The organism is Micromonospora zamorensis (genome assembly GCF_900090275.1).
GTDB lineage: Bacteria > Actinomycetota > Actinomycetes > Mycobacteriales > Micromonosporaceae > Micromonospora > Micromonospora zamorensis.
The window spans coordinates 94,351-110,228 of record NZ_LT607755.1 but is presented as its reverse complement, the minus strand read 5'-3'; the positions used below and the strand labels follow the sequence as shown (position 1 = coordinate 110,228).

General features: G+C 71.5%; 8 protein-coding genes. 5 read left to right on the top strand and 3 right to left on the bottom strand.

All coding sequences use genetic code 11. The features are described 5' to 3' along the window. Positions 1 to 9: 9 nt before the first annotated feature. The gene (gene mfd / locus GA0070619_RS00495) at positions 10 to 3,666 is read right to left on the bottom strand and encodes a transcription-repair coupling factor (RefSeq protein WP_088946230.1); all 3,657 of its coding nucleotides are present in this window, start codon (positions 3,664 to 3,666) and stop codon (positions 10 to 12) included. Positions 3,667 to 4,212: 546 nt separating this feature from the next. Here mfd and GA0070619_RS00485 point away from each other — a divergent pair. Further along, positions 4,213 to 5,127 carry a cyclase family protein gene (locus GA0070619_RS00485; RefSeq protein WP_088946228.1) on the top strand — a complete coding sequence of 305 codons (915 nt, stop codon included), beginning with the start codon at positions 4,213 to 4,215 and terminating at the stop codon, positions 5,125 to 5,127. Between the two features lie 75 nt (positions 5,128 to 5,202). On the opposite strand, the gene GA0070619_RS00480 is transcribed toward GA0070619_RS00485, so the two are convergent. Next, complete coding sequence (locus GA0070619_RS00480) at positions 5,203 to 6,243, bottom strand: S66 family peptidase (protein WP_088946227.1); 1,041 nt, start codon at positions 6,241 to 6,243, stop codon at positions 5,203 to 5,205. A gap of 71 nt (positions 6,244 to 6,314) precedes the next feature. Between GA0070619_RS00480 and GA0070619_RS00475 the strand changes: the two genes are divergently transcribed. Together GA0070619_RS00475 and ppc are read left to right on the top strand one after the other, a co-directional pair. After that, positions 6,315 to 7,367: a hypothetical protein gene (locus GA0070619_RS00475; protein WP_088946226.1), complete on the top strand. Its 1,053-nt coding sequence runs from the start codon at positions 6,315 to 6,317 to the stop codon at positions 7,365 to 7,367. A gap of 129 nt (positions 7,368 to 7,496) precedes the next feature. After that, the gene (gene ppc / locus GA0070619_RS00470) at positions 7,497 to 10,283 is read left to right on the top strand and encodes a phosphoenolpyruvate carboxylase (protein ID WP_088946225.1); all 2,787 of its coding nucleotides are present in this window, start codon (positions 7,497 to 7,499) and stop codon (positions 10,281 to 10,283) included. Between the two features lie 70 nt (positions 10,284 to 10,353). Here the strand turns inward: ppc and GA0070619_RS00465 are convergent, their stop codons facing one another. Then, on the bottom strand, positions 10,354 to 11,175 hold the full coding sequence (locus tag GA0070619_RS00465; protein WP_088946224.1) for a hypothetical protein: 822 nt from the start codon (positions 11,173 to 11,175) through the stop codon (positions 10,354 to 10,356). A 54-nt stretch (positions 11,176 to 11,229) separates the two neighbouring features. On the opposite strand from GA0070619_RS00465, the gene rmuC reads away from it, so the two are divergent. Together rmuC and GA0070619_RS00455 are read left to right on the top strand one after the other, a co-directional pair. Then, positions 11,230 to 12,390 (top strand): DNA recombination protein RmuC, encoded by a 1,161-nt coding sequence (gene rmuC, locus GA0070619_RS00460; protein WP_088946223.1) that lies wholly within the window; start codon positions 11,230 to 11,232, stop codon positions 12,388 to 12,390. A 149-nt stretch (positions 12,391 to 12,539) separates the two neighbouring features. Next, positions 12,540 to 15,836 carry a S8 family serine peptidase gene (locus GA0070619_RS00455; RefSeq protein WP_088946222.1) on the top strand — a complete coding sequence of 1,099 codons (3,297 nt, stop codon included), beginning with the start codon at positions 12,540 to 12,542 and terminating at the stop codon, positions 15,834 to 15,836. The last annotated feature ends 42 nt before the right edge of the window (positions 15,837 to 15,878 follow it).

Sequence of the window (15,878 nt, the reverse complement as noted above, 5' to 3'; positions counted from 1 at the left end):
CGCGGCGCGTCACCCGGCCGCACCTGACCCGGCCGCGACGGCGAGCGGAGCGGGGGCACCGAGCACATCGGAGAGCAACTGCGCGCACCACTGCAACAGCGCCTGGTCACGCAGCGGCTCCCCGCCGATCCGACGGGTGCTCGGCCGAGGCACGCTGACCTGGTCGGTGGCCTGCTTGTAGACGGCGTCCGGGTGGTAGCGCTTGAGCCGCATCTGCTTCGAATCCGGCAACGGCAACGGGCCGAACCGCACGTGCTTGCCCTGCATCGACACGTCGGTGAGGCCGTACCGGCGGGCCAGCAGGCGGAACCGGGCCACCTCCACCAGGTTCTGCACCGGCGCCGGCGGCTCGCCGTACCGGTCGGTCATCTCGGCGACCACCTCGGTCAGCCGCTCCTCGTCCCGCGCCTCGGCGAGCTTGCGGTACATCTCCAGGCGCAGCCGCTCCACGCTCACGTAGTCGTGCGGCAGGTGCGCGTCGATCGGCAGGTCGATCTTGACGTCGGGCTCGTCCTCCGACCGCTCACCCTTGAACGCGGAGACCGCCTCGCCGACCATCCGCACGTACAGGTCGAAGCCGACGCCCTCGATGTGCCCGGACTGCTCACCGCCGAGCAGGTTGCCGGCGCCCCGGATCTCCAGGTCCTTCATTGCCACGTACATGCCGGCGCCCAACTCGGTGTGCTGCGCGATGGTCGCCAGCCGCTCGTGGGCGTGCTCGGTGAGCGGCTTCTCCGGCGGGTAGAGGAAGTACGCGTACGCCCGCTCCCGGCCCCGGCCGACCCGGCCACGAATCTGGTGCAGCTGGGCCAGGCCGAGCAGGTCGGCCCGCTCCACGATCAGCGTGTTGGCGTTGGGGATGTCGATGCCCGACTCCACGATCGTGGTGCAGACCAGGACGTCGAACTCCTTCTCCCAGAAGCCGACCATGACCTTCTCCAGAGCGTCCTCACCCATCTGGCCGTGCGCCACCGCGACCCGCGCCTCGGGCACCAGCTCCCGCAGTCGCCGCGCCGCCCGGTCGATCGACTCGACCCGGTTGTGCAGGTAGAAGACCTGCCCGTCGCGGAGCAACTCGCGGTGGATGGACGCCGCCACCTGCCGGTCGTCCTGCGCGCCGACGAAGGTGAGCACCGGGTGCCGCTCCTCCGGTGGAGTGGCGATGGTGGACATCTCCCGGATGCCGGTGATCGCCATCTCCAGGGTGCGCGGGATCGGGGTCGCCGACATGCTCAGCACGTCGACCGACGCGCGCAGCGTCTTCAGGTGCTCCTTGTGCTCGACACCGAAGCGCTGCTCCTCGTCGACGACCACCAGGCCCAACTGCTTGAACCGGGTCGCGGTCTGGAGCAGCCGGTGGGTGCCGATGACGATGTCGACGGTGCCGTCGGCGACCATCTCCAGCGTCCGCTCGGTCTCCTTCGGGGTCTGGAACCTCGACAGCTGCCGGATCTCCACCGGGAACTGGCTCATCCGCTCGGCGAACGTGTTGTAGTGCTGCTGCACCAGCAGCGTGGTCGGCACCAGCACCGCCACCTGCTTGCCGTCCTGCACCGCCTTGAACGCCGCCCGGACCGCGATCTCGGTCTTGCCGTAGCCGACGTCGCCGCAGATCAGCCGGTCCATCGGGACGGTCTGCTCCATGTCCCGCTTGACCTCGTCGATCGCGGCGAGCTGGTCCGGCGTCTCCTGCCAGGGGAAGGCGTCCTCCAACTCCCGCTGCCAGGGGGTGTCCGGGCCGAACGAGTGGCCCTTGGACGCCTTGCGGGCTGCGTAGAGCTGGATGAGCTGCGCGGCGATCTCCCGCACCGCCTTACGGGCCCGGGCCTTGGACTTCTGCCAGTCCGAGCCGCCCATCTTGTGCAACGTCGGCTGCTCGCCGCCCACGTAACGGGAGAGCTGGTCGAGCTGGTCGGTGGGGACGAACAGGCGGTCGCCGGGCTGACCACGCTTGCTGGCCGCGTACTCGATCACCAGGTATTCGCGGCTGGCCCCGTTGACGGTGCGCTGCACCAGCTCGACGTAGCGGCCGATGCCGTGCTGCTCGTGCACGACGTGGTCGCCGGCCTTCAGCTCCAGCGGGTCGATGGTGTTGCGCCGCCGGCTCGGCATCTTGCGCATGTCCCGCGTCGAGGTGCCCCGACCGCCGGTCACGTCGTTGCCGGTCAACAGCACGAAACGGGACGCCTCGTCGACGAACCCGCTGCTCAGCGCACCGCAGGTGACCACCAGCTCACCGGCGACCGGCGCCGTCGGCACCTCCTCGGTCAACCGGGCGCCCAGCCCGGCGTCGCGCAGCACCTCCACCGCCCGTTGGGCGGGGCCGTGGCCCTCGAAGACCAGCGCGATCGACCAGCCCTCGCCGGCCCAGCGCTTGAGGTCGTCGACCACCCGGCTGGTCTCGCCGTGGTAGAGCGGGGCCGGCTGGGCGGCGAGGGTCACAGCGATGGCGTCGTCCGGGGTGACCGCGGCCTGCTCCGGCGCGTCCTCCCAGGGCTGCCGGGTCTCCGCGGTCTCCGCCTCCACGAGACCGAACGGGGACAGCGTCCACCACGGCTGGCCGAGTTTGCCGGCTGTGGCGCGCACCTCACCGAGAGTGCGGAAGGCGGCGGCGCCGACGTCCACCGGGGCCTGGCCGCCGACCGCAGCGGCGGCCCAGCTGGCCTGGAGAAACTCCTCCGAGGTACGCACCAGGTCGTGCGCCCGGGTGCGGATGCGCTCCGGGTCGCAGAGCAGCACGTGGGTGCCGGACGGCATCGCGTCCAGCAGCAGCTCCAGCGAGTCGGGACCGACCAGCACCGGCGCCAACGACTCCATCCCCTCCACCGGGATGCCCTCGGCCAGCTTGTCGAGGATCTCCGCCAACTCGGGGTGCTGCTCGGCCAGCGCGGCGGCCCGGTCACGGACCTCCGGGGTCAGCAGCAACTCCCGGCAGGGCGGTGCCCACAGCAGCGGAACCTGCTCGATGGTCCGCTGGTCGGCGACGGCGAAGGTGCGGATCTCCTCCACCTCGTCGCCCCAGAACTCGACCCGGGACGGGTGCTCGTCGGTGGGCGGGAAGACGTCCAGGATGCCGCCGCGCACGGCGAACTCGCCGCGCTTGGTGACCAGGTCGACCCGGGCGTACGCCATGTCGATCAGCCGGCGGGCGACCTCCTCCAGGTCGGCCTCCTCACCGGCGGCGAGCTGCACCGGCTCCAGATCGCCGAGCCCCTTGAGCTGCGGTTGGAGCAGCGAACGGACCGGAGCCACGACCACCCGCAGAGGCCCGGTGCTCCCGTGCGCGTCGGCAGCCTCCGGGTGCGCCAACCGGCGCAGCACGGCCAGCCGTCGGCCCACCGTGTCCGAGCGTGGCGACAGCCGCTCGTGCGGCAGCGTCTCCCAGGAGGGGAAGACCACCACCTGCTCCGCTGGCAGCAACCCACCCAGCGCGGCGGCCAGGTCGTCGGCCTCCCGGCTGGTGGCGGTCACCGCGAGCACGGGTCGCCCGGCCCCACCCCCGGTGCCGTCGGGGTCGGCCGCGACCGCAGCGACCGCGAATGGGCGCAATGCCGCAGGGGCGGTGATGTCGAGGCCGTCGACCTGGGCGGCACCGGAGCGCGCCAGGTCACGCGCCCGGGTCAGCCCGGGGTCGGCCAGGGCGGCGGAGAACAGACCGGTGAGCAAGGGAATCCTTCCCGGGGATCGACGCACACGACGGCGGCCCCTCGTCCAGCCGGACGGGGGGTGCACGACGACAAGCCTATCCCCGTCCACCGACACACACCCCCTTCCGCTCAGGTCCACGCCGCGCGGCGCGCGGCACCCCACCCGCGCACCCCCTCGACCCAGGTCCACGCCCCGCACCCAAGCCCGCGCACGCCGCCTTCGCCCAGGTCAGCGCCCCACACCCCCACGGCCCACACCCCCACGACCCGCACCCCGCGCCGCGCACCCTCAGCCCAGGCCCGCGCCTCACGCCCCACACCCCCACGACCCGCACCCCGCGCCGCGCACCCTCAACCCAGGCCCGCGCCACGCCCGCGCGGGCCCGTGAACCACCCCAAGATCCACGCAACTTCGGGGAAGTTGCTGCTTCCGGGGCGCGGGAGGCAGCACTTTCCCTGATGTTGTGCGGATCTTGGGGCGGGAGCCCGAACCCGGCAGCCCGAGGCGGTCGGAAACGGGAGATAGATCTTGACCGGCGGGCTTCTGACATGGTCGGGTTTCGGGGTGGATGAGCAGTGGCGGGCACAGTTCGACGCGGAGGGGAGCTTCGCCAACGGCGGCGGGCTGCGCACCGAGGGGTTCCGGCTGGACATCCCCGGTCAGGAGATCAGCGACGACGACCTGGCGGCGTTGTTCGTCCGGCACCTTGGGTTGCTGATGGTCGCCGAGGTGCGGATCAGCGCGAAGACGATCATCGAAGAGCCGCACAAGGGCGGCCGGGGCGTTGCCGTTGACCGGCCGGCGCCCGCCCGCAGGCTGGTCGAGCTGAGCCACGTGATCAGCGACGGGATGATCACCCTGCCGGGCTGGCCGGGGCCGCGGATCACCGACTGGCTGACGTTCGCGGCATCCCGCGAGCGGTACGCGCCGGGCACCGAGTTCCACGTGGCGCGGATCGACCTGATCGCCAACACCGGCACGTACGTGGACACTCCCGCCCATCGCTGGGCGGGCGGCGACGACCTGACCGGGGTGTCGCTGGACAGCCTCGCCGACCTGCCCGGGGTGGTGGTCCGGGTGCCGGCCGGCGTTCGGGCCGTGGACCGGTTGATGCTGGCCCCGTACGAGGTGGCCGGGCGCGCGGTCCTGCTGCACACCGGGTGGGATGCGCACTTCGGCACCGAGCGGTACGGCGCGCCGGAGGCGCCGTACCTGACCGGGGACGCAGCCCAGGCGCTGGTTGACGCGGGCGCGACCCTGGTCGGCATCGACTCGATCAACATCGACGACATGAGCCCGGCGGCCGGAGGTCAGCGCCCCGCGCACAGCGCGCTGCTCGCCGCCGGCATCCCGATCGTGGAGCACCTGACCGGCCTGGACGCGCTGCCCCCGACGGGGTTCCGGTTCACCGCGGCCCCACCGAGGGTGGCCGGCATGGGCACCTTCCCGGTCCGGGCCTTCGCCGTCGTCAACCCCTGACGCCACCGACCGCGGCGGCAACGCGCAGCCGTCAACCCCTGACGCCACCCGCAGCGGCAACGCGCGGTCGGCCGGTCAGTAGCGCACCGAGATCCTGCGCGCCACGGCGTCCACCCGGATCTCCCCGCCGTACGGGATGATCAACTGCGGGTCGGTGTGGCCGAGGTCGACGTCGAAGACCACCACCGCGTCCGGGTTGTACTGCGCGAGCGCGCGGGTGATCGCCTCCCGCTGGGCGTCGCCCCACGCCTGCCGTTCCGGCACCGACAGGGGCTTGTTGAAGTCCCAGGCCTTGGGGCGACCGACGACGATGGCCGGGAAGGCGGCGAGCAGGCCCCGCTCCCCCATGTTCCGCACGATCCGGAACACCTCCTGTGCGCCGGGCATCTCCTGGGAGGTCTCGACGAGAAGCACTGACCCGTCCAGCTCGGCGGCGGTGGGCACCCGGTCGGTGGCCAGCAACCAGTGCAGGATCTCCAGGTTGCCGCCCCAGGTGCGCCCCCGCACCTCCCGCTGCGGGCCCTGCCAGCGCCAACCCGCGCCGGGCAGCATCTCCGGCTCGTGGGCCAGCGTCTCCGGCTCGTTCCACGGGTTCGGCCGGTCCCCCCAGTCATGGGCGGGCGTCAACTCGTACCAGTCGGTGGTGAACAGGGCCGCGCGCAGCGAGGCGAAGGTCAGCGGGTGCGGCGAGCCTGGCCGGCCGAGATGCACCAGCACCGACCCACCGTGGTAGGCGACGATGCCCAGCCGGTAGAGGTGGTTGAGCACGTTGGTGTTGTCGGAGTAGCCGAAGTAGGGCTTGGGGTTGGCCCGCAGCACGTCATTGTCGAGGTGCGGGGTGACCGTGATCAGGTCGTCGCCGCCGACAGTGGCGAGCACCGCGGTGATGCTCGGGTCGGCGAAGGCTGCGGTCAGGTCGCGGGCCCGGTCGCGCGGGTCGGCCCCCAGGACCCGGGTGGTCGGATACTCCACCGGCTCCAGGCCGAGTTCCTCGCGCAGCCGGCGCAGCCCCAACTCGTACACGTGGGGGAAGACGGCTGGCAGGCCGGCGGAGGGTGAGACGACCGCGACCCGGTCGCCAGGCCGGGGTTTGGGCGGGTATTTCAGCGACACCATGATCGAACGCTAACGGTCCGGCCAACCGATTTCCGCCCTGCCGATCACAAAACCGGCCATAGGCTCACAACGTGGACACCGCATCGCAGGGCCGAGACCGGGACTGGGCGCCGCGCAGCATCGGGTTGCTTCTCGGCACCCTGGTGCTCGCCACCGCGTTCATCGCGGCCTACGTCGGCGCACTGCACCAGCCCACACCCCGCGACCTACCGGTCGGCGTCGCCCTCGGCGACCAGCGCGCCCAGGCGACGCTCGACGCCGTGCGCGGTCAGACCAACATCATCAAATCCGTCGGGTACGACGACGCGAGCGCCGCCGAGCACGGGCTGCTCAGCCGCGCGGTGTACGCCGTGCTCAGCACCGGCCCCGACAACGGCCTGCTCCTCACCATCGCGAGCGCCTCCGGTCCCTCCGCCACCAGCGCGATCAAGGAGGTGCTCACCACCGCCGCCACCCGCAGCGGCACCCCGCTACAGGTCGTCGACGAGGTGCCGGTCACCTCGGCCGACCCGCGCGGGGTGGTGCCCTTCTACCTGAACGTCGGCTACGTGCTCGGCGGCTACCTGGCCTCGACAGTGCTCGGGATATCCGCCGGCACCACCCCACGTACGGTGCGGCGGGCCGGACTGCGCATCGCCGCCCTGGCGGTCTACAGCGTGCTGCTCGGCATCGCCGGCGCGGTCGTGGTCGGACCGGTGCTGGACATCTGGCACCACGACGTACCGACGATCGCCGCGATCGGCGCGCTGGCCGTCTTCGCCGCCGCGATGTTCGCCAGCGCCATCCAGGGCTGGCTCGGCGTCGCGGGCACCGCGCTGGTCATCCTGCTTCTGGTGGTGCTCGGAAACCCCGGCTCCGGTGGCATCTACGCGCCCGAGTTCCTGCCCGGCGTGCTGCGCGGCATGCACCGGTGGAACATCCCCGGCCTCGCCAACGACCTGAGCAAGGCGGCGGTCTACTTCGACTGGCGATCAGCCGGCTGGCCGGCCTTCGCCCTCGCGCTCTGGGCGGTGCTCGGCGGGCTGGGTCTGCTCGGCGCGAGCCTCGTCCGCGGTCGCCGGGCCGTCACCTCCGACTCCGGCCCGACCCGCCCCGGCCCCGCTCCCGCCGGCGACGGTGGTTGAGATCACGTCCGAAAACACCGTTCCAGGGGCACTGGATCGCCCGGGGGTCCTCCAGACATCCGGTGCACGCGGATACCATCCAGTGAGTCGGACAGCGCTGTCCTTCGTACCCACGTAAGGGAGCGCACCGTGACCGATCAGCATGACCACGACGGCCCGGACGCCGCGCTGCGTGCCGACATCCGCCGGCTCGGCACCCTGCTCGGGCAGACCCTGGCCCGCCAGGAGGGTCGCCCACTGCTCGACCTCGTCGAGGAGATCCGCGCCCAGGTCCGCACCGACGCACCGGCGGCCGCCCAGCGCCTCGGCGGGCTCGACGTGACCACCGGCACCAAGCTGGCGCGCGCCTTCTCCACCTACTTCCACCTGGCCAACATCACCGAGCAGGTGCACCGCGCACGGGATCTGCGCCGCCGCCGAGCGGTGCAGGGCGGGTGGCTGGACCAGGCGGCCAAGATGATCGCCGAGCGCGGGGTGCCCGCCGAAGAGATCGCCAACGCGGCCCGCCGGTTGGCGGTCCGACCGGTCTTCACCGCGCACCCCACCGAGGCGGCCCGCCGCTCGATCCTGTCCAAGCTGCGGGCGATCGCCGACGAGTTGGACACCGAGACCGCCAACGCGATCCTCTACGGCGCCAGCGACGAGGGCCCCGCCAACCGTCGCCTGGCCGAGCTGCTGGACCTGATGTGGCAGACCGACGAGCTGCGACTCGACCGGCCGGACCCGACCGACGAGGCCCGCAACGCCATCTACTACCTGCGCGACCTGTACGCCGAGGCCGCCCCGCAGGTGCTCGACGACCTGGCCGACACGCTGCGCACCCTCGGGGTGGAGACCTCACCGACGGCACGGCCGCTGAGCTTCGGCACCTGGATCGGCGGTGACCGCGACGGCAACCCGTTCGTCACCCCGGCGGTCACCCGTGAGGTGCTGACCATCCAGCACGAGCACGGCATCGCGGCCACCGAGAAGGCCATGGACCACCTGATCAACGAGGTGTCGGTCTCCCGCCGGCTGCGCGGGGTTTCCCTGGACCTCTCCGCCAGCCTCGCCGCCGATCTGGACGCGCTGCCCGAGGTGGCGACGCGGTTCCGGCGGGTCAACGCGGAGGAGCCGTACCGGCTCAAGGCGCGCTGCGTGAAAGCGAAGCTCGCCAACACCCGGCAGAGGCTGCGCCAGGGAACCGGGCACGTGCCGGGTCGGGACTACCGGGGCTCCGCCGAGCTGATCGCCGACCTGGATCTGCTGCGCGCGTCGCTGGCCCGCAACTCCGGGCAGCTCACCGCCGTCGGCCGGCTGGCCTCCACCATCCGTACGGTGTCCGCGTTCGGCCTGCACCTGGCCACGATGGACGTCCGGGAGCACGCCGAGGCGCACCACGCGGTGCTCGCCCAGCTCTACGAGGCCGTCGGCGAGGTCTCCGACTACCCGGCGCTGACCCGCCTGGAGCGCACCAAGCTTCTCGCCGACGAGCTGACCGGCCGCCGGCCGCTGTCCACACTGGACACGGCGCTGTCCGAGCCGGCCCGTAAGACGTTCGACGTGTTCAGCACCATCCGGGAGGCACAGGACCGGTTCGGCTCCGAGGTGATCGAGTCGTACATCATCTCGATGACCCTGGGTGTCGACGACGTGCTGGCCGCCGTGGTGCTGGCCCGCGAGGCCGGCCTGGTGGACGTGCACAGTGGGCGGGCCCGGGTCGGGTTCGTGCCGCTGCTGGAGACCCCGGCCGAGCTGAACGCCGGTGGTGAACTCCTCGACGAGCTGCTTTCGCTGCCCGCGTACCGGGCGTTGGTGAGCGCCCGAGGCGACGTGCAGGAGGTCATGCTCGGCTACTCCGACTCCAACAAGGAAGCCGGGATCACCACCAGCCAGTGGTCGATCCACCGGGCGCAGCGCGCGCTGCGTGACGTGGCGGCCCGGCACGGGGTGCACCTGCGGCTGTTCCACGGCCGGGGTGGCACGGTCGGTCGTGGCGGCGGGCCGACGCACGAGGCGATCCTGGCCCAGCCGTACGGGACGATGGACGGCGCGATCAAGGTGACCGAGCAGGGTGAGGTGATCTCCGACAAGTACACCCTGCCGTCACTGGCCCGGGAAAACCTGGAGCTCACCCTCGCGGCGGTGCTCCAGGCGACCCTGCTGCACACCGCACCGCGGCAGCCGGCCGAGATGTTGGAACGCTGGGACGCGACCATGGACGTGGTCTCCGAGTCCGCGTTCCGCTCCTACCGGTCGCTCGTCGAGGACCCGGACCTGCCGGCGTACTTCTGGGCGTCCACCCCCACCGAGCTGCTCGGCGCACTCAACATCGGCTCCCGGCCGGCGAAGCGCCCGAACACCGGCGCGGGCCTGTCCGGTCTGCGGGCCATCCCGTGGGTGTTCGGCTGGACGCAGACCCGGCAGATCGTGCCGGGTTGGTTCGGCGTCGGCTCCGGCCTGGCCGCCGCGCGTGAGGCCGGACTGGCTGACGTGCTGGCCGAGATGCACCGTAACTGGCACTTCTTCCGCACGTTCCTGTCGAACGTCGAGATGATGGTGACCAAGACCGACCTGAGCATCGCCCGTCGCTATGTCGAGACGCTGGTGCCGAAGAAGCTGCACCCGATCTTCGAGCAGATCGAGCAGGAGTACGAGCTGACCAAGCGGGAGCTGCTGGCGGTCACCGCCTCACCGGCCCTGCTGGAAAACTCGCCGGTGCTCCAGCGCACCCTGGCCGTCCGCGACACCTACCTGGAGCCGCTGCACCACCTCCAGGTGGCGCTGCTGCGGCAGTACCGGGAGTCCGGGGCTGCCGGGCGGGCGGTGGCCACCGCTCCGGGTGGCCGACGTGCGCCGAGCGACGGCACCGCCCTGGAGCGGGCGCTGCTCACGACGGTGAACGGCATCGCCGCCGGAATGCGCAACACCGGCTGATTGACCCGAACGGCAAACAGGCCCCGGTCGCTACGACCGGGGCCTGTTTGCTCGCATCAGTGGAGGACGGTCAGAAGTCGCCGCCGCCGAAATCGCCGCCGCCACCAAAGTCGCCGCCACCAAAGTCGCCGCCACCAAAGTCGCCGCCCGCGTAGTCGCCGCCGCCCTGGTCGCCGCCGCCGCCGCCCTGGTCGCCGCCGCCGCCCTGGTCGCCGCCGTCCCCGCCCTGGTCGACGCCGTCACCGAAGCCCTCCTGGTAGCCGGCGTCGTAGCCGTAGCCGGGATCGGCGAAGGCGGGCGAGAACAGCGCGTCGGCGATCAGGATGCCGCCGAGCACACCGGCGCCGGCACCCAGCGCCGTCTTCCACCAGGGCGTCGAATACCACCCCGCCGGCACCGGCCGACCCTGATAACGCCCACCCGGGTAGTAGTAGGGCGTTTCCCGGCCGGGCTGGGGGCCGGCCCGGAACGTCTGCCCCTGCACGTCGACCTCGCGCTCCTTGGTGAGCTGGCCCACACCACGGGCGGCGGCCAGCGCCGGCACCTCGGGGCCCGGGTCGATGCCCAACGCGGTACGCGCCGCCCGGATGTACGCGAGCCCTTCCAGTGCGGTCTCCCGAGCCAGCGTGAACTGGTGTGGCGTACGCGCCTGCTCCAGCTGTGAGCCGGCCGCGTTGTAGCGCTCACCGGCGTCGGCCAGCGCCTGGCGGACCGCCGGCTCTTCGCCCTGCAGGTTCATCAACTGGCCGCCGAGACGCTCGTACCACCGTTGCGCCTCCGCGCGGGCGTCGCCGAGCTCGGTACGCCTGCGGGCGCCGGCCTGAGCGCGGATGAGCGCTGCGGCGCCCAGTGCGCCGACCAGCACGACAGCGAGGCAGAGCACAAGTTCCATGTCATCGAACGTACCCCCGGGTGTCACGTCATATCCGTCTGGCAAGCTCCGGTGATGGACGTCTCGACGCTGCTTGTGGTGATCGTGTGCCTCGGCGCCGGCGGGGCGGTGGGCTGGCTCGCGGCCCGGTCCCGCTCGGCGGCCGACATCGCCCGCCTCGATGCCACCCTGGCCGCCACCCGAGAGGGTGAGGGCCGGCTGGAGCAGTCCATGCGGGCCCTGAGCTACGAGGCGACCGCGCAGTCCCAGGAGGCGGTGGCCCGCGCGGTCGCCCCGCTGCACGACTCCCTGCGCCGCTACGAGCAGCGGGTGGCCGAGCTGGAGCACGACCGGGTCGACGCGTACGCCGAGCTGCGCGAGCAGGTGCGCTCGATGAGCGCCGTCTCCGGTGAGCTGCGCACCGAGACCAAACAGTTGGTGGCGGCGCTGCGGGCACCACAGGTGCGGGGTCGCTGGGGCGAGCACCAGTTGCGCCGGATCGTCGAGGCGGCCGGGATGCTGGAGCACTGCGACTTCTCCGAGCAGGTCACCGCCGACAACGACGGGCAGGTTGTCCGCCCCGACCTGGTGGTCCGGCTGCACGGCGGCCGGTCGGTGGTGGTGGACGCCAAGGCGCCGTTCGACGCGTACCTGACGGCCATGGAGTCCCGCGACGAGCGCGGCCGGGATACCCACCTCGACGCGCACGCCCGCCACCTGCGCGGGCATGTCGACGCGCTGGCCGCCAAGTCGTACTGGTCGGCGTTCGACAACTCGCCCGACTTCGTGGTGCTGTTCGTCCCCGCCGACCCGTTCCTCGACGTCGCCCTCCAGCGTGACCCGTCGCTGCTGGAGCACGCCTTCACCCGCAACGTGGTGCTGGCCACGCCGGCCACACTGGTCGCCCTGCTCCGCACTGTGGCCTACTCGTGGCGGCAGGAGGCACTGGCCCGCAACGCCCTCGCGGTGCACACCCTCGCCCGGGAGCTGTACGGGCGGCTCTCCACTCTGGGCGATCACGTCGGCAAGCTCGGGTCGTCGCTGGCCGGCGCCGTGACCGCGTACAACCGTGCGGTCGGCTCGTTGGAGGCGCGGGTGCTGGTCAGCGCCCGAAAGCTCGCCGAGCTGGGAGTGTCGGACGAGGAGTTGGCGACGCCCGCGCAGGTCGAGTTGGCGCCCCGGCAGCCGCAGGCGCCTGAGCTGGCCGACCCGGCCGGTGAGGTCTCGGCCCGCTAGTCAGTCATGTGACAGTGCGTGTGCACGCACGTCACGAAGTGGTCACAAGGGACTGGCCGGTAGTGACAGTGCTCACCGACACCCCGAAAGATTTTGCTCACCCACGTGCCCTGGTCCCTGAGGGCCCTGTTCTCTGGAGGAAAGAGAACGTGAGCAAACCCCGAAATCTGAGCCGGCGTACCTCGGCCGCGCTCTTCGCGTCGGTCCTGGCGACGAGCGCCCTGACCGTCGTGGGTGGTGCCGCCACAGCGGCCGCCGCTCCTGTCACCACACCGGACGCTTCCCCGGCCACCGCCGCCGAGACGCTGGGCGCTCACGACGCCAAACTGCTCGGTGAGGCCAGGGCCAAGAAGGCCCCGACCGTCACCCTGATCGTCTCCACCGAAAAGGGTGAGGCGGGCGATGTCGCCGACGCCCTCACCAAGCTCGGCGGCACCGTCAGCCAGCGGCAGGACAAGGTGGGCTTCGTCCTGGCCAAGGTCCCGACCGACAAGGCCCTCGCGGCGGCACGGCTCCCCGGCGTCTCGGCCGTCGACCTGGACGAGGTCATCAAACTGCCGGACCCGACCCCCGAGCAGACCACCACCGGCACCGCCGGCGCGCGGCAGGCCACGGTCGCGGCACCGGGCGAGGCCACCCGGGCGTCGAACCCGTACATGCCGACCAACGAGACGGGTGCGGCCGCGTTCACTGACGCCCACCCGGAGTGGGACGGCCGGGGCGTCACGATCGGCATCATGGACTCCGGTGTGGACCTCGCGCACCCGGCGCTCCAGCAGACCACCACCGGCGAGCGCAAGATCGTCGATTGGGTCACCGCGACCGACCCGCTGGAGGACGCGACCTGGCGTCGGATGCAGGCCGAGGTCACCGGCCCGTCGTTCACCATAGCGGGCGGCACCTGGACGGCACCGGCCGGCACGTACCGGTTCAACCAGTTCAGCGAGTCCGTCACCGCCGCCAGCGACGCACGGGGTGACGTCAACCGCGACGGCGACACGACCGACGTCTGGGGTGTGCTCTACGACCCGGCCACCAACAACATCTGGGTGGACGCCAACCAGAACCGCAACTTCACCGACGACGTGATGATGCGGCCGTACAAGGAGAAGTACGACGTCGGTTACTTCGGCACCGACAACCCGGCGACAGCGGTCGCCGAGCGGCAGCCGTTCGTCGTCGAGTTCCGCAAGAACGTGAACACTGAGCCGATCGGGCTTCCGGGCACCTACGACTACGTCAACATCGGCATCGTCGAGAGCACCCACGGCACCCACGTCGCCGGCATCACCGCCGCCAACGACATGCTGGGCAACAACGTCTTCGACGGCGCGGCCCCCGGCGCCAAGCTGGTTTCCGCCCGCGCCTGCTCCTGGGGCGGCGGCTGCACCGCGGCGGCTCTCACCACCGGCATGATCGACCTGGTGGCCAACCGCGGGGTCGACATCGTCAACATGTCGATCGGCGGGCTCCCGGGCCTGAACGACGGCAACAACGCCCGGGCGAGCCTCTACAACGAACTGATCGACACGTACGGTGTGCAGCTCGTGATCTCGGCCGGCAACTCCGGCCCGGGCCTCAACACCGTCGGCGACCCGTCCGTCGCCAGCAACGTGATCAGCGCCGCCGCCAGCATCAGCAAGGACACCTGGCTGGCCAACTACGGCTCGGTTGTGCGGAAGAAGAACGCGCTGTTCAACTTCTCCTCCCGTGGCCCGCGCGAGGACGGCGGTTTCAAGCCGAACATCGCCGCCCCCGGCTCGGCCATCTCCACCGCACCGACCTGGCAGCTGGGTGCCCCGGTCCCCGAGGCCGGCTACGCGTTGCCCCCGGGCTACGCGATGCTGAACGGCACCTCGATGGCCTCCCCGCAGACGGCCGGTGCCGGCGCGTTGCTGCTGTCGGCAGCCAAGGCCACCGACCGGGGCGTCAGCCCGGCGGCGCTGCGGCGGGCGATGTTCAGCTCGGCAAAGCCGATCGCCGACGTGCCGACGTACGCGCAGGGCTACGGCATGGTCAACGTGCCGGGTGCGTGGAAACTGCTGCGCCAGGGCGTCGAGACCCGGTCGTACGTCTCCGACGCGGCGGTCTGCACCCCGCTGTCCGGCCAACTGACCATCTGGGACGGCGTGAAGTTCGTGCCGAACCCGGGTCGGGGCACCGGCGTCTACAACCGCTGCGGCTCGGCCCAGGGTGGCCACAAGGTCGGGCAGAGCAAGACCTACCCGGTCAAGATCACTCGCACCAGCGGCCCGGCCGGCACCATCAAGCACAACATCACGCTCCAGGGCAACGACGGCACGTTCAAGGCGCCGAAGACGGTTGCACTGCCGCTCAACAAGGCCGTCACCGTCTCCGTCACCGCCAAGCCGACCGTTGAGGGCGCGCACGGCGCGATCATGAGGATCGACGACCCGGCCACGAACGTGGTCGACTTCGAGGTCTCCACTGTGGTCGTGGTCTCGAACGACGTGAAGAAGCCGACGTTCTCGTACGCCAACGAGGGATCGGTCGACCGGAACGGCTTCACGTCGTACTTCGTGACGGTGCCGGAGGGTGCCAAGGCGCTCCAGGTGAACCTCTCCGGGATCGCCACTGGCTCGCAGACCCGGTTCATCGCCATCAACCCGCTGGGTGTGCCGACGGAGGCAACCACCAGCACCGTCTGCTACACCAACTTCTCCGACGCCAACGTCTGCAAGCCCCAGGAGCGGGACTACCAGAACCCGCTTCCCGGGGTCTGGGAGATCGAGGTGGAGTCGCGGCGGACCTCCCCGGCGATGAACAACCCGTTCAAGCTCCAGGCGCGGGTGCAGGGCCTGACGGTCGAGCCGGCGCTGGTCGAGCTGCCCAGTGTCGAGGCCGGCGAGCCGACCCCGGTGAGCTGGGACGTCACCAACGCCTTCGGCCCGGTCTCGGTCAGCGGCCGCAGCGGCGCGCTGACCGGTGTGCGCACCGAGCGTCCGACCATCACCGAGGGTGGCCCCAACCAGGAGTGGACCGTCGAGATCCCGGCCGGGACGTCGACGTTCACCGCCCGGATCGGCAACCCCGCCAACGGGGGCTCCGACCTGGACCTGTTCGTCTACCGGGGTGACGCCGAGGTCGGCCGCTCCGCCGACGGCGACTCGGAGGAGGCGGTGACGCTGACCAACCCCACGGCCGGCACCTACCGCGTCGTGGTGGAGCCGTACGGGGTCGACGGGCCGGGCACCAGCACCGCCTACGACTACTACGACGCGTTCGCGTCCGCCTCGCTGGGCACGATCACCGCGCCGGCCGTCGCGGTGCCGCTCCTGCACGGCGAGTCGACCACCATCACCGGCACGGTGACGGCGGTGGCGGTTCCGGCCGACGGACGTCAGCTCTCCGGTGAGCTGGCGATCGTCACGAACGAGGGTGCGGTCGTCGGCCGCGGCACCGTCTCCATCGGCGCCGTGAACTGATCCGTCCGTAACACCGGAGGAGCCCGTCCCCGAGTTCGGGGA

What these genes read in the sequence shown, in the direction of transcription:
- GA0070619_RS00465 (WP_088946224.1), bottom strand. Translation starts at nt 11,175, where the DNA reads ATGGAACTTGTGCTCTGCCTCGCTGTCGTGCTGGTCGGCGCACTGGGC.
- GA0070619_RS00480 (WP_088946227.1), bottom strand. Translation starts at nt 6,243, where the DNA reads ATGGTGTCGCTGAAATACCCGCCCAAACCCCGGCCTGGCGACCGGGTC.
- rmuC (WP_088946223.1), top strand. Translation starts at nt 11,230, where the DNA reads ATGGACGTCTCGACGCTGCTTGTGGTGATCGTGTGCCTCGGCGCCGGC.